Source organism: Weizmannia agrestimuris (assembly GCF_943193165.1).
GTDB classification, from domain to species: domain Bacteria; phylum Bacillota; class Bacilli; order Bacillales; family Bacillaceae_C; genus Weizmannia; species Weizmannia faecalis.
Map to the genome: position 1 here is coordinate 1 of NZ_CALPDC010000037.1, position 22,213 is coordinate 22,213.

Annotated in this window: 18 protein-coding genes, 1 pseudogene and 1 riboswitch; of the genes and pseudogenes, 7 read left to right on the forward strand and 12 right to left on the reverse strand. The window is 46.8% G+C overall.

Annotated elements, in window-relative coordinates; all coding sequences use genetic code 11:
- Positions 1-86: pseudogene (locus NFR98_RS15915) on the reverse strand (Rpn family recombination-promoting nuclease/putative transposase); the annotation flags it as partial.
- 268 nt (positions 87-354) lie between these two features.
- Here NFR98_RS15915 and NFR98_RS12335 point away from each other — a divergent pair.
- Together NFR98_RS12335 and NFR98_RS12340 are read left to right on the forward strand one after the other, a co-directional pair.
- Positions 355-1,440 (forward strand): glycosyltransferase family 2 protein, encoded by a 1,086-nt coding sequence (locus NFR98_RS12335; protein ID WP_014096387.1) that lies wholly within the window; start codon positions 355-357, stop codon positions 1,438-1,440.
- Complete coding sequence (locus NFR98_RS12340; protein WP_014096388.1) at positions 1,437-2,051, forward strand: glycerol-3-phosphate acyltransferase; 615 nt, start codon at positions 1,437-1,439, stop codon at positions 2,049-2,051. The genes NFR98_RS12335 and NFR98_RS12340 overlap by 4 nt, the downstream gene beginning before the upstream one ends.
- A gap of 322 nt (positions 2,052-2,373) precedes the next feature.
- Here NFR98_RS12340 and NFR98_RS12345 read toward each other — a convergent pair whose 3' ends face one another.
- From NFR98_RS12345 to NFR98_RS12370, 6 genes are all read right to left on the reverse strand, one after another.
- Positions 2,374-3,417, reverse strand: a complete 1,044-nt coding sequence (locus NFR98_RS12345) for a ribonucleotide-diphosphate reductase subunit beta (protein WP_014096389.1) — start codon at positions 3,415-3,417, stop codon at positions 2,374-2,376.
- Positions 3,362-3,844 (reverse strand): flavodoxin, encoded by a 483-nt coding sequence (locus tag NFR98_RS12350; RefSeq protein WP_014096390.1) that lies wholly within the window; start codon positions 3,842-3,844, stop codon positions 3,362-3,364. Before NFR98_RS12350 ends, NFR98_RS12345 begins: the two co-directional genes overlap by 56 nt.
- The gene (locus NFR98_RS12355) at positions 3,829-6,063 is read right to left on the reverse strand and encodes a ribonucleoside-diphosphate reductase subunit alpha (protein ID WP_017550091.1); all 2,235 of its coding nucleotides are present in this window, start codon (positions 6,061-6,063) and stop codon (positions 3,829-3,831) included. Before NFR98_RS12355 ends, NFR98_RS12350 begins: the two co-directional genes overlap by 16 nt.
- 126 nt (positions 6,064-6,189) lie before the next feature.
- Positions 6,190-6,385, reverse strand: a riboswitch (cobalamin riboswitch).
- 940 nt (positions 6,386-7,325) lie between these two features.
- On the reverse strand, positions 7,326-7,547 hold the full coding sequence (locus NFR98_RS12360) for a heavy-metal-associated domain-containing protein (protein ID WP_014096394.1): 222 nt from the start codon (positions 7,545-7,547) through the stop codon (positions 7,326-7,328).
- Positions 7,548-7,568: 21 nt separating this feature from the next.
- Positions 7,569-9,512 (reverse strand): heavy metal translocating P-type ATPase, encoded by a 1,944-nt coding sequence (locus NFR98_RS12365; protein WP_014096395.1) that lies wholly within the window; start codon positions 9,510-9,512, stop codon positions 7,569-7,571.
- Between the two features lie 207 nt (positions 9,513-9,719).
- Complete coding sequence (locus NFR98_RS12370) at positions 9,720-10,472, reverse strand: Crp/Fnr family transcriptional regulator (RefSeq protein ID WP_014096396.1); 753 nt, start codon at positions 10,470-10,472, stop codon at positions 9,720-9,722.
- 71 nt (positions 10,473-10,543) lie between these two features.
- Here NFR98_RS12370 and NFR98_RS12375 point away from each other — a divergent pair, with 71 nt between their 5' ends.
- Positions 10,544-10,702 carry an ATP-binding protein gene (locus NFR98_RS12375; RefSeq protein WP_017550597.1) on the forward strand — a complete coding sequence of 53 codons (159 nt, stop codon included), beginning with the start codon at positions 10,544-10,546 and terminating at the stop codon, positions 10,700-10,702.
- Between the two features lie 13 nt (positions 10,703-10,715).
- Here NFR98_RS12375 and uvrC read toward each other — a convergent pair whose 3' ends face one another.
- Positions 10,716-11,801 carry an excinuclease ABC subunit UvrC gene (gene uvrC / locus NFR98_RS12380; protein ID WP_017550598.1) on the reverse strand — a complete coding sequence of 362 codons (1,086 nt, stop codon included), beginning with the start codon at positions 11,799-11,801 and terminating at the stop codon, positions 10,716-10,718.
- Positions 11,798-12,259 carry a flavodoxin gene (locus tag NFR98_RS12385; protein WP_017550599.1) on the reverse strand — a complete coding sequence of 154 codons (462 nt, stop codon included), beginning with the start codon at positions 12,257-12,259 and terminating at the stop codon, positions 11,798-11,800. Before NFR98_RS12385 ends, uvrC begins: the two co-directional genes overlap by 4 nt.
- Positions 12,260-13,022: 763 nt before the next feature.
- On the opposite strand from NFR98_RS12385, the gene gnd reads away from it, so the two are divergent.
- The 4 genes from gnd to NFR98_RS12405 all read left to right on the forward strand — a co-directional run bounded on the left by gnd (position 13,023) and on the right by NFR98_RS12405 (position 18,120).
- Positions 13,023-13,931, forward strand: coding sequence for a phosphogluconate dehydrogenase (NAD(+)-dependent, decarboxylating) (gene gnd, locus NFR98_RS12390; RefSeq protein WP_251460214.1), 909 nt, complete (start codon positions 13,023-13,025; stop codon positions 13,929-13,931).
- A gap of 60 nt (positions 13,932-13,991) precedes the next feature.
- Positions 13,992-14,684 carry a GntR family transcriptional regulator gene (locus tag NFR98_RS12395; RefSeq protein WP_017550602.1) on the forward strand — a complete coding sequence of 231 codons (693 nt, stop codon included), beginning with the start codon at positions 13,992-13,994 and terminating at the stop codon, positions 14,682-14,684.
- Positions 14,685-14,834: 150 nt separating this feature from the next.
- A complete protein-coding gene (gntK, locus tag NFR98_RS12400) occupies positions 14,835-16,391 on the forward strand; it encodes a gluconokinase (protein ID WP_014096401.1) in 1,557 nt (518 codons plus the stop codon).
- A 400-nt stretch (positions 16,392-16,791) separates the two neighbouring features.
- Positions 16,792-18,120, forward strand: coding sequence for a GntT/GntP/DsdX family permease (locus NFR98_RS12405; protein WP_251460216.1), 1,329 nt, complete (start codon positions 16,792-16,794; stop codon positions 18,118-18,120).
- A 91-nt stretch (positions 18,121-18,211) separates the two neighbouring features.
- Here the strand turns inward: NFR98_RS12405 and treR are convergent, their stop codons facing one another.
- The 3 genes from treR to treP all read right to left on the reverse strand — a co-directional run bounded on the left by treR (position 18,212) and on the right by treP (position 22,195).
- Positions 18,212-18,931: a trehalose operon repressor gene (gene treR, locus NFR98_RS12410; RefSeq protein WP_014096404.1), complete on the reverse strand. Its 720-nt coding sequence runs from the start codon at positions 18,929-18,931 to the stop codon at positions 18,212-18,214.
- A 40-nt stretch (positions 18,932-18,971) separates the two neighbouring features.
- On the reverse strand, positions 18,972-20,648 hold the full coding sequence (treC, locus tag NFR98_RS12415; RefSeq protein ID WP_035190548.1) for an alpha,alpha-phosphotrehalase: 1,677 nt from the start codon (positions 20,646-20,648) through the stop codon (positions 18,972-18,974).
- A 128-nt stretch (positions 20,649-20,776) separates the two neighbouring features.
- Positions 20,777-22,195, reverse strand: coding sequence for a PTS system trehalose-specific EIIBC component (treP, locus tag NFR98_RS12420; protein ID WP_014096406.1), 1,419 nt, complete (start codon positions 22,193-22,195; stop codon positions 20,777-20,779).
- Positions 22,196-22,213 lie beyond the last annotated feature (18 nt).

A 22,213-nucleotide genomic window follows, 5' to 3' on the forward strand; every position in this document is an offset into this window, starting at 1 on the left:
AACTCCTGAAAAAAGTTTTGGATCAGCTCCTTAAAAAAACGATCATGCACGTGATAACCGGCATGTTTTTCCATTACAAGTTCCAAAGGCAGCACTCCTTTTCTTATTTTTCAGTTTTATTATAAAGGACAAACGTTCGTTTTTCAAGTGGTGGGCACACTATTTTTTCAAATTTCATCTGCCATGCCCTCAGAACAGGAGGGGCAGACGCAAAACCATCATTCTATCTGCATGCTAACTTTTTCCTTCCGGGAAGCCCTGATGTAAAATAGAGATACAAAATTCATCTTAACTGCTTTGCCATACAAATTTACCCTACGTTCACTCTATACAGCAGAACAGGAAGTGGTGAACATGTCTGCCATTTTATTCTGGTTTATTTTATGCGGCCTGCTGACGGGATTCGTCCTTTTCCGTAAGCGCCCTTTACCGCAAGCACACGGCACAGCCGGGCGGGAAAAGATATCCGTTATTATTCCGGCAAGAAATGAAGAAAACACCCTGCCTGCCCTGTTGGATTCTTTAAACAAGCAAACAACCAAACCCGGTGAAATCATTGTGGTGGACGACCATTCCGAAGACAAAACAAAAGAAACAGCAGAAAAATTCGGTGTCACCGTCGTTTCTGCGCCTGATCTTCCGGATGGATGGACCGGAAAAACGTGGGCCGTCTGGAACGGTTACGTGAAATCCACCGGGGATCTGCTTATCTTTCTCGATGCCGACATCCGCCTTGCTGAACACGCCATCAGCTCTCTTGTTACAGCACAAAAACAGCAGGGAGGCGCCATCTCTGTCGTTCCATACCATCTTACTGAAAAATTTTATGAGAAACTGGCAATGGTTCTGAACCTGCTCGGGATTTTCTCATTCACCTCGCCGTTTGAGCGCCTAAACCGACAAAAAGGGCTTTATGGTGCCTGTATTTGTGTATCAAGAGAAGATTATGACAAAATTGGCGGGCACGGGAATATCCGCGCTGAAATGCTGGACGACCTGAACTTAGGCGCCCGTTTTCAACAGGCTGGCATTCCGGTCACCAATTTTACCGGAAGCGGGCTCGTCTTCTTCCACATGTATCCCGGCGGTTTCAGCCATGAGCTGCAAGGATTTGCAAAAGGGGCGGTGTTAAGCACATCAGCCATTCATCCTTTTACAATTGCGGCTGTAGTTTTCTGGATTCTCGGTCTGCTCATATCCGAGCTCGGCTGCTTCTCCGGCATCCCTTACTTTGTTGCGGGGTATTTGCTGTATGCCGCCCAAATCTATTATTTTAACCGGCATACGGGAAACTTTGGCATCCTGCATCCTTTATTTCACTTTTTATCGATGATTTTTTTCCTGGTTGTCATCCTGTATTCCCTTTATCAGTCCCATTTTCGTAAAAAAGTGCTTTGGAAAGGCAGATACATTGATGTGGGAAGGGGGCAAAACAAATGACTTTTTTATTATCAGCACTTTGTTTTCTTTCCGGTTCGCTGATGTTTTCTTACTGGATCGGCTTGTTATTAAACGTCAATATTCGCAAAACCGGGGACGGAAACCCTGGTGCAGCAAACCTTTGGAAAAAAGCCGGTTACAAATTTGGGCTGCTTGGCATTGCGGGTGACTTCGGCAAAGGTTTTCTTCCAGTTTGGCTGATCATAAAATCGGGGGCGGTCCCATCGCACAAGGCGTTGATTCCCATTGCCCTGGCACCGATTGCCGGGCATGCCTTTTCCCCTTTTTTAAAGGGAAACGGTGGAAAAGGCCTTGCCGTAAGCTTCGGCGTATGGAGCGCATTGACCAAATTTCGCATATCCCTCACTTATGCCGTTATTCTTGCATGCTTTTATGTCCTAGCAAAGGTGGTGAAAAAAGGCAAAAAAACAACCAGCAGTGAAGACAGCCTGCAAACGACAACCGGATTCCTGCTGCTATCCCTCTTTCTCATTTTTCAAAAATATCCTCGTTTTCTCTTATGGATCTGGCTGGGCAACTTCATCATCCTGCTGTGGAAAAATAAAAAAGCGCTCATGCGTTTGAAAAAGGAAAAGCATTTCACCACGTAATTGGGGCTTGCTGAACGAATCCAATTCTGAGTTTGCACCCTATTTGTCCGTAAACGCTGTCTAAAAATATCTCGTTTGTATTGGCTTTTGAATGCAAGTTTTTCCCTAAATTGGTTGTAAACCCCTTGCATTTAAATTTTTGCCAAATCCGTCAGCATCCTTGCCAAATCTAGAAATTTTGCTTATTCAGCAAGCCCTAGTTGGCATGCAAAAAGCGGGAATCACTCCCGCTTTTTTGCTAGTGCCATCCATCAGATCTTTTTTTGCCGTTTTCTTTCCGAAAATATTTTTTCACCGTGCTGCAAACTGTGTTCTAGACAGATTACAGCTCATCAAATCCGTTCAAATCGCTCACTTTTGTATAAGAACGGGACTTTTGTTCAAAGAAATCCGTTTTGGTTGCATCGAAATTATCAGCATAGGCGCGAATCCATTTCATCGGATTTTCAACATGTTCCGGGTACAGCTCGCTTAATCCGATCATGCGCAGCATTTTATTGGCACGGTATTTAATAAAACCTGCCATTTCCTCAAGATCGATCCCTTCCACGTCCTGGAGCACGTATTCCGACCACTCGGTTTCCAAGTCAACGGACTCGCGGAACCGGGCATATACCCAATCGGAAAAGGCCGGCGTGTTCAATTCCGGATGTTCGGAAAGCACCGCGCGGATCAGTTCCGAAATAAAGCGCCCGTGTTCCAGCTCATCGCGGTTAATATAACTGATCATCGTCGATGTGCCGACCATTTTGTTCTGCCGCGCCAGATTATAAAAGAAAGCAAAACCGGAATAAAAGAACAACCCTTCCAGCAGTGTCGAATACACGAGCGTTTTCACAATATCTTCCACATCCGGCTGCTGGGCAAACGCATTGTATTGCTCCATCAGTTTTTTGTTTCGCTTTAGCAGCACCGGATCTTTCCGCCCGATTTCAAACGCTTCATTTTGTTTATCAAGGGACACGACGGACGATAAAATATAAGAATAACTCTCATTGTGGACAGCTTCCTGCTGGGCAATCACCGCCAAAATCGATTGGATGGACGGATCGGTCGCATACAGTGAAGCAAGCAAAATCGTCCTCGTTTGTGAAGAATCGAGCGTTGCCAGCAGGCTGATGATTTTCAAAAACGTTTCCTGCTCTTTTTCCGATAACAGCGGGAATTGTTTCACATCTGTTGACATATTCACTTCATCCGACTGCCAGTAATTCCCCAACAATCGTTTATACGTCTTATACCAGTGCGGATAAGCAAGATCATTCCAGTTTAAAATTCCGCTTGACTTTCCTCCGAATAAGGCAGTCGCTTTATTCGGGTGAACCGGATCCAACGTTTTCGCTTTTTCCAGCAAAGCGTTTGACATCTTCCAGCACTCCTTCTATCCATTTTTCCACTTCTTTTTCCTGGCTTCCCCTCGGAGACTGTTCAATTTTTAACGGTTCCCATGGGCTATTATAAAATTTTGCAAGTTTGCGGGCGGCCAGGCAGAATAAATCATCACCGCCAAATTGCGTTTCCCCCGTTCCAAACACAGCGACATTGGGAGGTTTCCAGCCAATTTCCAGAACAAAATCCTTCACTTCTTCAGGCGTGGCGCCCCGTTCCCATGTGAAAGTTCCGACCAGGATCAAATCATAGTCGCGCGGCGAAAACGGCGGGGAAATGCCGATTTCGTGCATGTCCACCGCCATCCCGCGCGCCCTGCACCAGGATGCCAGCAGTTCCGCCGTTTCTTTTGTATTGCCACTATAGGATAAGTACGCAATCAGCACTTTCAACTTTGGCACCACTCGCATTCTTCCACTTCATTGGAGGTCGAGCGCACATAATAGGTCGTTTTCAAGCCGGACTTCCAAGCTTGCAGATGGAGATCAAGCAACACTTGCGCGCGGATATTGTACGGCACATAAAAATTGAAAGAGATGCTCTGGTCAATATGTTTTTGCCTTGCCGCATTCTGCCGGACGGACCATCTTTGGTCAAGTTTATAAGCCGAACGGCGGTAAATGTTGTACGTCCGGTGGTCTAAATCAGGCGCTGTAACCGGAAATCTGTAATCCTTTTTTTCTTCCATATAATAAGGCTGGAAAACCGGGTCAATGCTTGCTGTCGAGCCGGCAATAATCGAAGTGGTCGCATTCGGTGCAACCGCCATTAAATATCCGTTCCGCAAGCCGTATTTTTTCACTTCTTCAGCAAGCGCCAACCAGCGTTCACTTGTGTAGCCTTTACCGGTAAAATAAGCGCCGGTGCTCCACTTGCTGCCTGGAAATGCCGGATAGCTGCCTTTTTCCCTGGCTAATTCCATGCTGCTTTTAATCGCATAGTAGGCAATGTTTTCGTACAGTTTATCCGCATATTCGACGGCTGCTTCCGTTTCCCATTCAATTCCCTCAAGTGCCAGCAAATGATGCCAGCCAAATGTGCCAAGCCCGACCGCACGGTACTTTTTGTTCGTGATTTGCACTTGTTTAATGGGCAACGTATTGACATCAATCACATGATCGAGCATGCGGACCTGGATGCGGATAAGCCGTTCGAGCACCCCGTCCGGGACAGCTTTCCCAAGATTGATGGAACTCAAGTTACAGACGACATAATCCCCGGAACGGTATTTCTTTACGATCACATTTTCTTCTTTGATCCATTCTTCAATCAGCTCAGTCGGGGACTGGTTCTGGGCAATTTCCGTGCATAAATTGGAGCAGTAAATGATCCCTTTGTGGCTGTTCGGGTTTTGCCGGTTCACTTCATCGCGGTAAAACATAAACGGCGCTCCTGTTTCAAGTTGCGATCTCATGATGCGCTTCATAATCTCGATCGCCGGAACTTTCCTTTTCGAACGGAGATCGGCATGGATGCACGCCTCATATTTTTCACGCCAGCTCCCTTTTCCCTTCTCTTCATCGTAAAAATCTTCAAGAGCAAACCCCATGACTTCTTTTACTTCATGCGGATCAAAAACATACCAGTCCCCGCGCTTTTCCACCTGTTCCATAAAATAATCTGGGATGCACACGCCTGTATAAATATCGCGGGCACGGAGCCGGTCATCGCCGTTATTTAACTTCAAATCGAGAAAATCTTCAATGTCGCGGTGCCACACATCGAGGTAGACGGTAATGGCGCCTTTTCTTGTCCCGAGCTGGTCAACGCTCACTGCCGTGTTGTTCAGTTGTTTGATCCACGGCACCACACCACTCGACATGCCCGGGAAACCTTTAATCGCGCTTCCCCGTCCACGGATTTTTCCCATATACACACCGATCCCGCCGCCGTTTTTCGAAAGCTGGGCGATGTCGGTGTTACTGTCATAGATTGATTGCAGGCTGTCCGCCACTGTATCAATGAAACAACTCGAGAGCTGGCCATGCGTTTTGCCCGCATTCGCGAGCGTCGGGGTTGCGACCGTCATGTACAGATTGCTGAGTGCCCAGTACGCTTCCTTCACATGTTCCATCCGGGTTTCCTGCTGTTCATCCTGCATCAGGTACATCGCAATCACCATCCAGCGCTCTTGCGGCAGTTCATAGACATGCTTTTCAAAATCACTTGCCAGATAACGGGTTACGAGCGTATAGAGGCCGGGATACGTAAAAAGCAAATCCTTCTCCGGGTCGATTAGGCGGCCGAGCGTTTCTATTTCCTGCTTTGTATATTTGTCAAGCAGTTTTGGAGAATAAATGCCTTTTTCTACCAGCTGCCTGATCAAATCATAGAAAGACCCGTACTTGAGGGTTGGATCATAATGCCGGTTTTTGGCGGCTTCGGCATAAAGCTTATGTAAGTAAATTCTCGCTGCAAAGAATGTCCAGGTCGCACCTGCTTCATCGATATTTTCAAGGGCATGTTTAATAAGTAGATCTGTTTTTTCCACCAAAGAGGCATCCTGGTCCCATAACTTTAAAATCTTTTCCTTATAAGCGCCGGTTTCAATCTCCAGGCCTGCAGACATTTGATCAATGAGCTGCAAAATCATTTCTTTTGATTCCAGTTGAATAGATATCACGTTTTCTCCTCCCTTTTTTGAACGCAAAAAAACCGTTCATTTCAGGGGGATGAACGGCAAAAACGGCAGAAAAACAGCATCCGTGATCATCTGTTCCGCCGTTTCCCGTTCCCGCACCCCGAAGAATAGAAACTTCGAGTATTGGCAGGTCTCCTGGCTTGTGTTTCATTCTAATGAAGCCCTTCCCATACCGCCGCCAAAAAAAGCAGCCGGTACAGTGGTTCGCTCTTTCGTCCACACTGACAGTTGCGGGGGCAGCTCCGGTTTCCCACCGGATTCCCTTTTCAGGCATTTCAAAGCCACCAATACTCGCATACTATATTTAGTATTTTTTTGTTTTAGAATTTCTATATGTTGTTATCCTACCATATTCGACAAAAGATATCAATCCTCAGTTACGTTGAATATGTTTCAAGTTTGTCCGTAAAAAGATGCCGAATACGGAGCAGCCTTCTTCGCCTTTTTCCTTAAGGAATGGATTTTCACAGTCCGTTATCCATTTTAGACGATTGAGGGAGCAGGTACAATACATCGGTTTGACTTTACCCATTAAATTTCTCCCCCACACATGACATTGCAAAAAACCAGAAGCACAATGGCAAAAATTTTAAGCGTTTCCTTCTCATAGGGGCGCTCTTCGTAAAGCACTGGTGAAAATGTGGGCTGCTGCCTTCACATAGAACCCGGCTACGTTAAGGGAGCATGGAAAAACGAAGGTCTTTCTTCACATAGAGCCCGGCTATGTTAAGAAAGCTTGAAAAAATGACGGCCTTCCTTCACATAGAGCCCGGCTACGTTAAGAAAGCTTGCAAAATTGACGGCCTTCCTTCACATAGAACCCGGCTATGTTAAGGAAGCTTGCAAAATTGACGGCCTTCCTTCACGTAGAACCGGCTACGTTAAGAAAGCATGCAAAAACGACGGCCTTCCTTCACATAGAACCCGGCTACGTTAAGAAAGCATGCAAAAACGACGGCCTTCCTTCACATAGAGCCCAGCTACGTTAAGGAAGCACGAAATAACGAAGATCTTCCTGTTAAGGAAGCTTGAAAAAAACGGAGGCCTTCCTTCACATAGAACCTGTCTACGTTATAGAGGCAATCCCGATTAGCCCGTTATTCCCGCCCCTTTCAAGCAGCAGTTGCAAAAATGAAAAAGTTGATCCAACAACCGCGACCTTTCTGGGCTGATTCGTATACGTCTTTCAGGTTGCAAAAAAAGAAAAGGTTGGGACCAACAACTGGCCTCAACCTTATCCTTTTTTAATTCGTCTTCACTGCTTGAACTTGATAGCCTGTTTTTTCAACGATTTCTTTCAATTCATCTGCCGAAACCTTTGCCTCGTCAAAATCCACTTTTGCTTTGCTGGCGTTGAAAAGTACTTTCACATTTTCCACACCTTCCACTTTGTCCAGCGCGCCTTCTATTTTTTTCATACAAGACGGACAGGTTAACGTTTCTAATTGCATCACGGCTTTTTTCATTCCGTTTCCCTCCTTTTGTTTTTATTTTACATGCCGCACTGGTTTCCGTAATTGATCTCCATCAAGTTGGCCGATTTTGCTGATCTTGAACTTCTGCCGTCCGCCCTTTGGTGCAAATCCGATCAACCGCATTGCATTTAGAATAACAGCTAAAACGCTTCCTTCATGGACAAACATCCCGGCTGCAAGGTCTACTTGTCCCCGAAGAACACCAACAAGCAAAAATACGACGACCGAAAGTGCAATTGCTATATTCTGTTTCATATTCCGCATCGTTTTTTTCGACAGGGCAAAGGCATGGGCATATTGGGAAAGCTTGTCTGCCATCAAAACGATATCAGCCGTTTCGATAGAGATATCCGTTCCGCCTTTCCCCATGGCAAGCCCGATATCTGCCGTTGCAATCGCAGGGGCATCATTCATGCCGTCTCCTGCCATCGCCACAACAGCTCCTTCCTCTTTCAGTTTCTTCACATAGTCCACTTTTTCATCCGGAAGCAGCTCTGCATGAAAGGCATCAATACCCAATTGGTTGGCGACGGCTCGGGCGGTATGGCGGTTATCGCCTGTTAACATGACGATCCTTTTGATCCCGGCAGCGCGCATGTCCTCCAAGGCAGCCCGGGCATCTTCACGGATTTGGTCGGCGATGGACAGAATGGCTTCCAACTTTCCATTGACCGCAATAAAAATAGCAGTATTCCCCATTTTTTCACGATCGGTTGCGTAACTGCCCGCTGATGGAGAAATGGTGATGCCTTGTGCTTCCATCAATTTGCGGTTCCCCACAGTAATGGCTATGCCATCAATGGTTGCCGTCATGCCTTTCCCTTTTATCGCTTCACCTTCCTGCAAGTGATACCGGTTAAACGGGATGCCCCTTGCTTCTGCTTCTTTCACAATCGTTTGGCCGAGCGGGTGTTCAGAAACGGTTTCCGCCTTGGCCACAAGCCCGAGCACTTCCTCTTCGCGCCTTGTGCCAAGCAGGTGCAAATCCGTGACTTCCGACTTCCCTTTTGTCAGCGTGCCGGTTTTATCAAATACGAGCGTATCCACTTTTGACAGTTTTTCCATCACATCCCCGCCTTTGATCAGCGCACCGTGTTTCGCGCCGTTTCCAATTCCCGCTACGTTTGACACGGGAGCGCCAATCACGAGCGCACCTGGGCAGGCAATGACCAGGAAGGTAATCGCTTTGTGAAAATCACGGGTAAAAACAAACACGGCGAGTGCAAGGATGACAATCGCCGGTGTGTAATAGTTTGCAAACCGGTCGAGGAAACGTTCGGTTTTCGATTTTGCATCCTGTGCTTCTTCCACCAGTTCAATCATCTTTGCAAAGGTTGTGTCATTCCCGATCTTTTCAGCGATCATTTCGATATAGCCGGTATCTAAAATCGAGCCGCTAAAAACAGGATCGTTTTCTTTTTTCATGACGGGTGCCGGTTCCCCGGTAACCGCTGATTCATCCACGAATGCCCGGCCGTTTGTAATGATCCCGTCAACCGGAATTTTGCCGCCCGGGAGGACAACCAGCTTGTTCCCTGCCCGGACGCGATCTGCGGCCGTTTTTTTTCGGGTTCCGTCTTCTTGAAGCAAGATCGCTTCCTGCGGGGCCATATCTGCCAATTGCTTTAAAGACGAACGGGTTTTCTTTAATGTCCTGGCTTCTAAATAATCGCCAAACAAAAACAGAAAAGTGACAGCTGCGGATTCCATATATTCGTGGATTAGCAAGGCACCTGCAACCGCCACCGTAACGAGCAACTCAATACTGAACGTTTTCATCCTCGCCGCTTGCCAGGCTTTGATGGCGATGGGAAGGACAGCAGCAACGGTTGCCGCCATCAAAAAACCGTCCCTCCAGGCGTAAAAGCCCATCCATTTCATCCATAAACCAAGAACGATTAAAATGCCGGCGATCCATGCCAGATGATGCTTATGTTGATGGATTTGTTCTAACATTGGAACTCCCCCTCACCTGTTATACGATTATTTTAAAAGAGCCCCTTGCTTTCATCATTGACCCTTGTCAAGATTTTTTAATTTAAAAATACACCGCAGGACGGGTCCATTGAAAAAATGCGCAGGCAAAATTTTGCACACACAAAAAGCGGCGGGTCACCATTATTAGTGGTTTCCCGCCGCTTGTTTATTTTTTTCAGCACTTTTTCAGTGGTGGCCGCCGGCTGACGTTGCCTCATCTGCATACAATAACAGCTCGTCCAAGTCAGGAATTTTGATTTTCTTATTTGGCAACTGCTCTATTAATCCCTGTTTTTCCAGATTTGTAAACTTTCGGCTGATGGTTTCGGGGGTTGTTCCAAGATAAGAAGCCAAATCTTTTTTAGACATTGGCAAGGCAATCACTGTATCATTCGTGCCGCTTTGTTCCACACAACTGGCTAAAAAGGAGATGATTCTGGATTCCACATTTTCGACCGCTACCCGGGCCGTTTGTTTTTCCGATTCTTCCAAACGCTTTGTGATTTCCGTTAAGATTTTTAAAGCGATTTGGGGATATGCCAGCAAATAGGCTTGAAGGTCCTTCTGTTTCATCCTGCAGATAGTCGAATCCTGCAGGGCCTCTGCGTAATTCTCATGAATTTCCCCCGGTTGAAAAACAGCCAGCTCGCCGGTAAAATCACCCGGATTTAATATGCGGACAAGCTGCTCCTTTCCCGAATCTGCCAACCGGTAAATTCTCACTTTTCCGGTATGGATAATATACAGCGTATCATCTCTTTCCCCTGCCCGGAAAAGTATTTCCCCCTTTTGTAATGCCAGCGTTTCAACAGACGCCCCGATTTTCGCCATCTGTTCTTCTTCCAGATGGTTGAAAATAGGCACGAGCCGTATGCATCCCGCATGGCTTTTACAACCATGCCCGGGATGGGAACCATGGATATGATGATGGCACTCCATGTGATGAGCCCCCTAAAAAAAATTTAGTTTTGCCCAAGCTCTTATGTCATATGATGATGGCTTAGCTTCTCATGCCATTTTACCCGGAAAACGCTTTACAGACAAGTGATCCCGGCCTCGGTATGGCGATTACAAAACAGCTCGTGGAACTTCACGGGGGCTCTATCAATGTAAAAAGCGAACCTGGCAAAGGCACTGCAGTACGTATTCTTTTGCCGATATTGCCGTGAAATATGCGGCAGTCTACACCGTTTCAAGTTCCATTAACGAAACCTTTTCTTCCAGCGCAATACGCGCATTTTTAGTTGCCAGCTGCACCATTTCTTTTTTCTGCCCGCGTTTCGGCTGCACGATACGGGCGGAAACGCATATTTTGGCCGCTTCCTTCCCAACTGCAGCCGGAATGAGCATTTCCTTTGGCAACGCATTGCCACTCTTGCCATAAAAATGCTGTAAAAAGTCAAGAAATGCCCTTTTCGGTTCCTTGCTTCCAATTGACCTGAAAATAACCTCCCGCTCCATAATCCTGCCGTCCCGCATATAAAAAACGTGGACACACATGAACCCGTCTTGAACAGCAAAGCCGAATATATCCCGGCTTACAGGGTCGCTCAGCACGATATTTTGATCTTCCATGGTCACTTCAATTTGCATGATTTGTTCCTTCAGTTGTTCCGCTTTTTCAAAATCAAGCTTTTTTGCTGCCTGCATCATTTCTTTTTTCATGTCTTTTAAAACTGCTCGGTAACCGCCGTGGAAAAAATGGACAATTTTGCGGATTTGTTCCTTGTATTCTTCTTCACCCACTTCCCTTGCACAGGTGCCAATGCACAGTCCAAGCTGGTAATACAGGCAGGGGCGGGTGCTTGATTCCGGACAACGCCTGAGCGGATAAAGCCTGTCCAGTACTTTTTTTGTCTCCGCTGCCGCCCGGGCATTCGGAAACGGGCCGAAATATTTCCCTTTATCACGGCCTGCTTCGCGCGTTAAAATGAGCTGAGGGTGCCGTTCATCCGTAATTTTGATAAAGGGGTAGCTTTTATCATCTTTTAGCATAATATTGTATTTCGGCCGGTACTGCTTAATCAGATTCATTTCCAGCACCAAAGCCTCCGTGTTGGTCGCTGTGACGATCCATTCCAGATCAAAAATCTCTCCGACAAGCTGGGTTGTTTTTTCATCATGGGAACCAGTAAAGTAAGAGCGTACCCGGCTTTTCAGCTTTTTTGCCTTTCCAACATAAATGATTTCCCCTTCCCGGCTTTTCATCAAATAGCACCCCGGCTCTTCCGGCAAAAGGGAAAGCTTGTGCAGGATAACGGTATTCATTTCTGCACCAGTCCCAACTCGCGGCAGCGCAAATCAAGTTTCCGGGCAAAATCTTTGCAGGCGGTTTCGATTTCCTCATCCGGGACGACATCCACTTTTAACCCGTCCAAAAGCAGCTCGCACCCCTGCTTTTTCAATGCTTCCTCCATCGTATCCACCGCGGTGGCGAAATGCTCGTAAAAAGAGTCGCCGGCGCCAAACACCGCCCCTTTTTTGCCGGTTAAATCGACTTCCGGAAGTTCCTCATAAAAATCGATCATCTCATCCCAAAGATCGCCCTCGTCCCATGTATTTGCGCCGATCAGAATCAGATCATAACCGGTAAGTTCATGCGCGCTTGTATTGGTTGATTCTGCTATATCAACGGCATAACCCGCTTCTGTCAGGGCTGCCGCAATTTGTTCTGCCATAAATTCTGTTGTACCTGTCATGGTTGAATACACAATGATCGTCTTCATCTTTTTTCACTCCGATCTCTTGAATTCCCCCTCCCTTTATTCTATATCAATTGTGAAAATCTGCATTTGATCTGCATCAAGTTTACATACCACTTGAAAATTCCCATGCGGACCGGCGGGCGTATCTCTCTCAGACTATGAAAGAGTTGAAATCGAAAATATTTTACTTTCCCGCAACAAAATGGCCATTTTTTAAAGGGATTTCCTTATTGTTTGATTAATAATGATGGATGAATTGGTAAAAATGTGACGAAAAAAGATGGGCAGGCAATACGCGGATTGGTAAAAAGTGTTAATAAAAGGGGGACCGAATCATGAAAAAAAGTACAAAAATTATGTTGTTTACAATTATTGGAATACTATTGTTCCTTTGGGTTGTTGGCATAGTAAGCTTCTACTCAATATGAGTACAATTAAGAAAGAATCAAAGAATAAAAGCCTCAAAACAGCTTAAGAGCCTCTCTTTTTTCACTAGCCGTTTTGAGGCTCCACACTTAACGGAGGTAAAGCTCTTGGAGCGTCTGAGGAGATCCGATCCAGTTTTATACCACCTAAAACTTCCCATTCCGGATCGATGGAACGCTTGTATGCAGATAAGTGGAAAAAATAGGAATACATTCTCTTCCTTGACAACCCCTGTTCGATAAACTATGATGGATTTGAAAACGAAAACATTTTACTTTTTCACAAAAAAGAAAGCGCTCACGATTCAACTTGTCGACAAGTATACTAATCTTACAATCTTACGAGAGGAGGATCTCTTATGGAAATCGGGATCGTTGGACTTGGAAAAATGGGGTTGAATTTATCACTCAATATGCTGGATCACCAAGTGGATGTAAAGGCGTATGACACGTCCAGAGATGCAACCGCACTGTTGTCATCCCTTGATTCACGGGCAAAATGCTTTCCTTCATTGGAAGCGCTGATCCAAAATCTTGAAGCCCCTAGAAAAATTTGGGTGATGGTGCCGTCCGGGGAACCGACAAACGAAACCATTCACAAGCTCAGCAACTTGCTCAGCGCCGGCGATATTGTAATTGACGGCGGCAACTCTCATTATACCGATTCATGCAGGCATTATACTTTGCTTCAAAACAAAGGCATCCATTTTCTTGATGTCGGCACGTCCGGCGGGATCAGCGGAGCCCGGAATGGCGCCTGCCTGATGATCGGGGGAGACAAGCCGGTATTTGATCAGTTGGAGCCCCTTTTTGAAAAAATTTCAGAAAAAGACGGGTATTTATACACCGGAAAACCGGGAAGCGGCCATTTCCTCAAAATGGTGCATAACGGTATTGAATACGGCATGATGGAAGCATTGGCTGAAGGATTTGAAATTCTCGAGAAAAGCCCGTATGACTACGACAACCAGGCTGTTGCAAAAGTGTGGAACAACGGATCCGTCATTCGCAGCTGGCTTGTTGAACTATTGGAAGATGCATTTTCAAAAGACGCCCATCTCGATGAAATCAGTGGTGTCATGGCATCATCCGGCGAAGGCAAATGGACGGTTGAAACCGCACTTGATTTGCAAGCATCCATACCGGTCATTGCCTTATCCTTAATGAACCGGTACCGTTCCCTTGAAAAAGATACTTTTACCGGCAAAGTCGTTGCCGCACTCCGGAATGAATTTGGCGGACATGCAGTGACCCGGTCCGGCCAGTAAGCCGCCTGAAACGGAGACAGGCTTTTCGGGATCAAATTTACACGAACGGGAGTTTTGAATATGCTGCAGTTCCCTGAACAATGGATGAAAAATGCTTCTCTTGGCGAGCAGATCGCAAATGAATTGCGCCTGCTGATCCTTACAAATGAAATCAAGCCTGGTGACATCATTTCCGAAAACCAGATTGCCCGGAAATACGGGACGAGCCGTTCGCCGGTCCGTGATGCATTGAAAGCCCTTGCCAACGACGGTCTTATTCAATTGGAAAGAATGGGCGCCCGCGTACTGGGAATGGGACTGACAGATATTCATGAACTGTACGACGTACGTGAAATGATTGAGATTTTTGCGCAGCAAAGAGTGTCTGCTGCTCCTCAGGAACAGTTGATCCAATTCCTGAACGAGACGATCGATAAAATGAAGATTGCAGCAAAATACGAGAATCACAGCGATTTCGCCTATTACGATTTTTCTTTCCATGATCGGATCATCCGCCATGCCGGCCATAAACGGATCTTGAATCTTTGGAATGGCATGAAGTCCTTGATCATGGCCGTACTCCTCGTGACAACGGAAGATGTTTTTGCCCACGGCCCTGACCATCTGGCATGGGTCATTGAAAAACACCGGAAAATCGTAAACAGCCTTTTAACCGGAAATGAAGAAAACGTGGAACAATCTGTTTCTGCTTATTTTAAAGACTCAAAAAGAACACTCGATAAATCTTTTCCGGCAGAGGGAAAAACGGAGTAGGCGCAGCCTGCCTGGCACAGGGTTTTATGTTTCCATTTCTTTTCGGCAATCTGGCCCGGCGGCATCACTTTTTATTACATTCAAGTTGTCGACAAGTATTCAATGAATTTGCTACGTTCGCTTTAACATACTAAAAAGGAGGCTTTTACGATGCATGACGCCTGTATGATAGGGGTTGATATCGGCACAACCAGCACCAAAGCTGTGCTTTACAAAACCGATGGAACCATCATCGCAAATGCCAATCAAGGTTATCCGTTGTATACGCCGGATGCATTTACTGCAGAACAGGATCCGGAGCAGATTTTCCAAGCTGTCCTTCATGCCATTCAGGCTGTTACAGAGAAGAGCGGTCAAAGCCCCGAAACAATCCGGTTTGTCAGCTTCAGCTGCGCCATGCACAGTGTCATCCCTGTAGACCGGGAAGGCAAACCGCTTATGCGCTGCATCACCTGGGCGGATAACCGGAGCATCGGCTGGTGCCGCAAACTGAAAGAAGAATTGGGTGGCCATGAAATCTATATGCGGACGGGGACGCCGATCCATCCGATGTCCCCATTGCCAAAACTGATGTGGCTGCGGCATGAAAGGCCTGAAATCTTTCAAAAAGCAGCAAAATTTATTTCGATTAAAGAATATGTTTTTTACCGTTTGTTCCATCAATACGTTGTCGATTATTCCATTGCCTCCTGCACCGGTCTGATGAGAATGGACACCTTGTCCTGGGATGAAGAAGCATTAAAACTGGCCGGATTAACAGCGGACCGGTTATCCAAACCTGTTCCGACCACACAGATCATGAGCGGGCTTGATCCCCAATATGCAGACCAAATGGGGTTGGGCAAAGATACGCCATTTGTGCTCGGCGCAAGCGACGGTGTGCTTTCAAATCTCGGCGTGGACGCGATTGATCCGGGCGTTGTTGCGGTCACCATCGGCACAAGCGGCGCGATCCGGACCGTACTGGACCATCCTGCTGCTGATCCAAAAGGCAGGCTTTTCTGCTATGAATTGACGGAAGATAAATGGGTGGTAGGCGGGCCTGTCAATAACGGAGGCGGCATATTGAGATGGGCAAGGGATGAATTTGCAGCTTCCGAGGTTGAAACGGCAAAGCGGCTTGGCATCAGCCCTTATGATGTGCTGACAAGAATGGCATCGCGTGTGAAGCCGGGTGCGGACGGGTTAATTTTTCAGCCGTATTTCAGCGGTGAACGCGCACCGTTGTGGAACCCGAATGCCCGGGGCGCCTTCTTCGGCCTCACTCTGCATCATGAAAAACAACATATGATCCGGGCCGTGTTGGAGGGCATTATTTACAACCTTTACAGTGTCATGCTGGCCATGAAGGAAAGAACCGGAGAACCGGCACGGATCCAGGCAACCGGGGGATTTGCCCGTTCACCGCTTTGGCGCCAGATGATGGCAGATATTTTCAATCAGCCGGTCAATGTCCCGGAAAGCTTTGAAAGTTCCTGCCTGGGGGCGGCTGTACTTGGCTTGTATGCGGTAGGAGAAGCGGACAGCCTGGATGTCGTTTCCACAATGGTTGGTTCTGTACATAGCCATCAGCCGATCCCGGAAAACGTGGCGGTTTATGAGCAGCTATTCCCGATCTTCATCCGCCTTTCGCGCAAACTGAACGATGAATGGAACGATATTGCTGCTTTTCAACAATCGCAATTTGGAACAGACGCGGAAAAATGAACGATATAAGCTGAATTTGAGTTTTTATATCAAACCCGAGCACCCATGCATGATGCCTATTTTTACAGCAGGCAACAGTACTGCGATATTTATACAGGTATTGGTCGCGGCTTGAATATCCGTTAAAACGAATGCGAGGCAAGCATGAGCCGCGATTTGAAGCATACATTGCCTGACGCCAGCCGCGTTTTAAAGCCGCAGATGAATGCCGGCTCTAGCCGGGTATTTTCGCCGTTTGAACCGGGAATGCTTTTTAGCCGGTTCCAAAAAACAAGTCCTATTTATACATCAGCGGTGTTGCGGCCGGGGGAAGGGCCCCCTGTTTTGCATCAACGGATAAGAGGCATTCGCTTCATCAGCAATCGTACTCTTAAAATTATTAAAGAAAGCAGTGATTTTCATGAGCAGTGCTTATCTCATCACGATTACCATCCTTGCCATTGCACTCGTCATTGTCGGGGTCACATGGTTAAAATGGCATGCATTCATCAGTCTGTCGGTTGCAAGTTTGGCTCTTGGCCTTGCAGCCGGACTGCCAATCACAAAAATTGTGACAGATTATGAACAAGGTGTCGGGGGTATTCTCAGTTCATTGCTGGGGATTCTTGCACTGGGCACCATTCTAGGGAAAATGATGTCCGAATCAGGCGCCGGTATACAGATTTCAAATTATTTCACCCGGGCATTCGGTGACCGGAATCTTCCATGGGCCACTTTCTTTGCCGGCTTGATTATCAGTATTCCGGTATTTTTTGAAGTCGGCCTTGTCATTTTACTGCCGCTTGTGATTGCGATCCAAAAAACAACGAAGAAAAATCTTTTGCTGATTGCGATCCCGATGATTTCTGCTTTATCCATTTCACACGGCATCGTCCCGCCCCATCCGGGAGCAATGGCAGCGATCGGTATTTTTCATGCCGATGTGGGGCAGGTTTTGCTTTATTCATTGATTGTCGCTTTGCCGGCCGGTATCATTGGCGGCCCGTTATTTGCTCATTACATTAGTAAACGGGTAAAACCGGAAACAGAACCGAAAGTAGTGGCGGCAAATGTTTCGGCAACATCTTATCCGTCTGTCGGGGTTTCCTTTTTTACGATTTTACTGCCAATTATCTTAATGATCGGAACGGTTATTGTACCGTTCGTCCGGATGCCTGCCCAATTGGCCCATTTTTTAAATTTTATCGGAAACCCGTTGATTGCATTATTGATTTCAGTGTTTGTCGCTTATTATTTGCTTGGGACCAGACAGGGCATCGGGCGGAATTTGATCAATAAACTGACCGGGGAGTCCCTCGCTCCTCTTGCCTCGATCATGATGATCATCGGTGCAGGCGGGGCATTTAAACAAGTGCTGATTTCCTCCGGTGTCGGTGATGCGATTGCCCATGTTGCCACGCAATGGCAACTTTCCCCGCTTGTCATGGCCTTTGTTGTAGCCGGCCTGATCCGGATCGCAACCGGTTCTGCGACTGTCGCACTGACCACGGCAGCAGGCATCGTCGATCCGATTGTCGTCCATATGACGGGGATCAATCTTCCGCTGTTGGTTATTGCAACCGGTGCAGGATCACTCATGTTCTCCCATGTCAACGATGCCGGTTTTTGGCTTGTTAAAGAATATCTCGGGCTGTCTGTCAAACAGACGTTTAAAACCTGGACCGTATTGGAAACCTTGTTGTCGTTTGCAGCATTCTTTATTGTCCTGATCATCAATCTGTTTGTATAATCAGGAAAAACACGGGAGGATTCCTCCATGCACAAAAATACCCTGGCGAACATTGCCAGGGTATTTTGCACTTGGCTTTAAACAAATCCGCTTACCGGTGCTCCCGCCTCGCGAAATCGACAAACCGGAATTTGTCCAGCCTGTGGCGCGATTCGGTATATTGCAAAAGGCTTGCATCATCCAAATAAACATGGTTCCGGACAACGACGACATGATTGTACTCGCCCATGTCCAGATACTTGTAGTCTTCCTCTGTTGCTTTTTCGACCGTGATTTCTTTTTTCGCAAAGCTGATCACAAGGCCAAGCGTTTTTTCAAAATACTGGTAAAGCGAGATTTCACAAATATCTCTTGTAATCGACGGGACAAACTTTTTCCGGATGTAATCCTTATCCAAAATGATGTTCTCATGGTCAATTTCCCGCGACCGGACTACCTGCCATACTTCTTCTTTTCCGGATATTTTCAACTGCCGGGCCAGAGCATCGTCAGGTCTAATAAGGACAAGTTCATGGACATTCGTGCGCCATGCCTTCCCTGAGCTTTCCGCAATTTCACGGAAGCTGACAAGGCCCGAAACCGGAAAATCAAATTTTTTCACGTCCAGTACAACAGAACCTTTTCCCCGGATTTTTTGAATATAGCCATTCTGGGATAACAGATTGAGGGCTTTCCGGATCGTCTCCCTTGAAGCCCCGAATTGTTCCGCCAAAATATGCTCGGATGGCAGGAGGCTGCCTGCTTCCATCTCCCCGTTTTCGATTTTTTCAGCAAGCTGATGGTAAATCGTGTAATACTTGTTTTCTTTCATTTGGGATCACCACTTGTATTGTACCATGGCAAAAACGGCATTACGATTTTGTCAAAAAGTACACAACAGATTCATACGGACGCAGGGTGAAAGAATGAAAATCCAGAGAAGAATCGAGATAGTTGGAAATCAATATTTCAGCTGCCCCGTCCAGCGTCCCCGGCAGCTCAAACTGCACCGGTTCTCCGTAAAAATTATTCACGACCAGCAGCTTGCTGTCTTCACTTGTCCGCAAATAAGCAAAGATTCGCGGATGATCCGGAAGCAATAGCTGAAAGTCCCCATCTGTGATGACATCATACGTTTTTCTTAACTGAATGAGTTTTTGATAATGGTAAAAAACGGAGTTTGGATCTTTCAGCGCTTTTTCTACGTTAATATCAGGGTAGTTGGAAGCGACCGCAATCCATGGCGTGCCTTCAGTAAACCCGCTGTTTTTCGTACTGTCCCATTGCATCGGCGTACGCGAATTGTCCCTTGATTTCCGCATTAATATTTCCATGATTTCCGCATGGCTTTTTCCGCGGCTTTGTAAAATGTTGTACATATTAAGGGACTCGACATCCCGGTACTGTTCAATCCGGTCAAAATGCGGATTGGTCATGCCGATTTCTTCCCCCTGGTAAATATAAGGCGTTCCCTGCATCATATGGATTGCCGTTGCCAGCATTTTCGCCGATTCCACCCGGTACTTGCCGTCATCGCCGTATCTTGATACGATTCTCGGCTGGTCGTGATTGCACCAGAATAAGGCGTTCCAGCCGCCACCTTCATGCATGCGCGTCTGCCATGTGGACAGAATCTTTTTCAGCGCTAGAAAATCAAAATCGGCAGCCGTCCACTTGTCGCCGTTTTCGTAATCGACCTTCAAATGATGGAACTGAAACACCATGTCCAGCTCACGGGAAGCCGGGTTCGTATAGCGGATGCTGTTTTCAATCGTGGTCGAGGACATTTCCCCGACAGTCATCGCATTGTATTTTGAAAACACTTTTTCATTCATTTCATGCAAAAATTCATGGATGCGCGGGCCGTCCGTATAAAATTTGCGCCCGTCGCCCGGCGGGACTGATCCGTCATCATCGGGGAAATCCTGGTTTTTGGAAATCAAATTGATGACATCAAGGCGGAAGCCGTCAACCCCTTTTTCAAACCAAAACTTCATCATGGTGTAGACTGCTTCCCGGACTTTTTCGTTTTCCCAGTTCAAGTCCGCCTGTGTCACATCAAACAGGTGCAAGTAGTACTGCCCGGTTTTTTCATCGTATTGCCATGCCGGCCCGCCGAACTTGGAGACCCAGTTGTTCGGTTCTTTCCCGTCTTTCGGGTCCCGCCAAATGTAGTAATCCCTGTACGGGTTGTCTTTCGATGATGCGCTTTCGATAAACCATCTGTGCGCGGTTGAAGTATGGTTGACAACGATGTCCATCATGATTTTTATATTTCGTGCATGCGCTTCTATAAGCAGTTGCTCAAATATTTCCATCGTACCGTACGTCTCATCAATGGCATAGTAGTCGCTGATGTCATACCCGTTATCGCGCTGCGGGGACGGATAAACCGGCGTCAACCAAATGACATCGATGCCAAGCTTTTTCAAATAATCTAGTTTCTCAATAATCCCTTCAAGGTCGCCAATGCCATCCCCGTTTGTATCTTTAAAGCTTTTAGGGTAAATTTGATAGACAACTGCTTTTTTCCACCAAGGTTGTTCCATTTTTTCCACTCCCAAATTGCTATCGTCGTAATGCCATGAAGGCTCGAAATATGATTTGGATGTTAAAGCGATCCAATTTTATATAGCCGGAAAGCGGCCTGCCATTGTACAGTCCGCTTTCCTGTCCTTTACGCTTTTTGTCTTTTTAATTTACCAAACAAGAAGGTCAGCACGAACGGCACGACAATGACGATCGCCATACCGGTAAAAAACGTTCCCCACGAATGCGGGAAGATGGACAAGAATCCAGGGATCCCGCCGACGCCGATTGCCGGGGCTTTCACATGTCCGGTTGCCAGTACAATCCCTGCAATGGCTGAGCCGATCAGTGCGCAAACAAACGGATATTTGAAGCGGAGATTGACACCGAACATCGCCGGTTCCGTAATACCGAGATAAGCAGAAACGGAAGATGTGCCGGCCATCCCTTTATCCACTTTGTTCTTTGCCAAAAACATCATGGCAAGCGCAGCCGAACCTTGTGCAATATTGGACATGCAGAGAATCGGCCACAAATACGTGCCGCCAGCGCTCGAGATCAACTGGAAGTCGACCGCAAGAAAAGCCTGGTGCATCCCTGTAATGACAAGGAGCGCATAGCAGCCGCCGTAAAGCAGGCCGCCGATTGCCGGTACATGGTTAAATACATATACGACAAGGCCTGTAATCCAGTTCCCGATGCCAAAAGTCAGCGGCCCGACTGCCACGAATGTCACAAATCCGGTTACAAGTAAAGCAATGGGGGCGACAAGCAGCAACTGAATGGCATCCGGGATCCGTTTTTTCAGCCATAGTTCAAGTTTCGCCAGAATAAAGGACGATACGAGGACCGGCAGCACCTGCCCCTGATAGCCAATTTTATTGACATGCCAGCCAAACAGATTCCATACCGGGATAGAGTGGCTTTTCAGTGCTTCACCGTATGAATAAGCATTCAATAAGTCCGGATGGATCATCATCGCGCCGAGCACAATCCCGAGAAGCGGATTGCCGCCAAACCGTTTCACAGCCGACCACCCGATTAAGATCGGCAGGAACGTGAAGGCGGTATTGGCAATGATGTTAATCATGTCCGCAAGCCCGGCCCAGCTTTCGTGAACTTGAATAAAAGACTTATGGGCGTAAAAAATGCCCTGGCCTGTCAAAAGATTGTTCAATCCCATTAACAAACCAGCTGTCACGATTGCCGGCAAAATCGGGATGAAAATATCGGAAAGCATTTTGACAAATCGTTGAAGCGGATTCATTTTCTTTGCGGCTTCGTTTTTCACATCTTCTTTTGAAGCGTGCCCGATACCCGTCAGTTCAACCATTTTGTCATATACTTTGTCCACTGTCCCTTGGCCGATCACAACCTGGTACTGTCCGTTTGCTGAAAAAGAACCTTTGACAAGATCGATTTTCCCCAGTTTTTCTTTGTCTACTTTTCCTTCATCTTTTAATGCAAACCGCAGCCGTGTCACACAGTGCGTTGCCACGGCAATATTGTCTTTTCCGCCTACTGCTTCAACAATTTGTTTTACAGATTCATTGCTGATTTTCGCCATGTTGTCATTCCTCCTGTC

Bases quoted from the DNA above. Each gene is read 5' to 3' on its own strand.
- NFR98_RS12335 (WP_014096387.1), top strand. From the start codon at position 355: ATGTCTGCCATTTTATTCTGGTTTATTTTATGCGGCCTGCTGACGGGA.
- NFR98_RS12340 (WP_014096388.1), top strand. From the start codon at position 1,437: ATGACTTTTTTATTATCAGCACTTTGTTTTCTTTCCGGTTCGCTGATG.
- NFR98_RS12345 (WP_014096389.1), bottom strand. From the start codon at position 3,417: ATGTCAAACGCTTTGCTGGAAAAAGCGAAAACGTTGGATCCGGTTCAC.
- NFR98_RS12360 (WP_014096394.1), bottom strand. From the start codon at position 7,547: ATGAAAAAAGCCGTGATGCAATTAGAAACGTTAACCTGTCCGTCTTGT.
- NFR98_RS12365 (WP_014096395.1), bottom strand. From the start codon at position 9,512: ATGTTAGAACAAATCCATCAACATAAGCATCATCTGGCATGGATCGCC.
- NFR98_RS12370 (WP_014096396.1), bottom strand. From the start codon at position 10,472: ATGGAGTGCCATCATCATATCCATGGTTCCCATCCCGGGCATGGTTGT.
- NFR98_RS12375 (WP_017550597.1), top strand. From the start codon at position 10,544: ATGCCATTTTACCCGGAAAACGCTTTACAGACAAGTGATCCCGGCCTC.
- uvrC (WP_017550598.1), bottom strand. From the start codon at position 11,801: ATGAATACCGTTATCCTGCACAAGCTTTCCCTTTTGCCGGAAGAGCCG.
- NFR98_RS12385 (WP_017550599.1), bottom strand. From the start codon at position 12,259: ATGAAGACGATCATTGTGTATTCAACCATGACAGGTACAACAGAATTT.
- gnd (WP_251460214.1), top strand. From the start codon at position 13,023: ATGGAAATCGGGATCGTTGGACTTGGAAAAATGGGGTTGAATTTATCA.
- NFR98_RS12395 (WP_017550602.1), top strand. From the start codon at position 13,992: ATGCTGCAGTTCCCTGAACAATGGATGAAAAATGCTTCTCTTGGCGAG.
- gntK (WP_014096401.1), top strand. From the start codon at position 14,835: ATGCATGACGCCTGTATGATAGGGGTTGATATCGGCACAACCAGCACC.
- NFR98_RS12405 (WP_251460216.1), top strand. From the start codon at position 16,792: ATGAGCAGTGCTTATCTCATCACGATTACCATCCTTGCCATTGCACTC.
- treR (WP_014096404.1), bottom strand. From the start codon at position 18,931: ATGAAAGAAAACAAGTATTACACGATTTACCATCAGCTTGCTGAAAAA.
- treC (WP_035190548.1), bottom strand. From the start codon at position 20,648: ATGGAACAACCTTGGTGGAAAAAAGCAGTTGTCTATCAAATTTACCCT.
- treP (WP_014096406.1), bottom strand. From the start codon at position 22,195: ATGGCGAAAATCAGCAATGAATCTGTAAAACAAATTGTTGAAGCAGTA.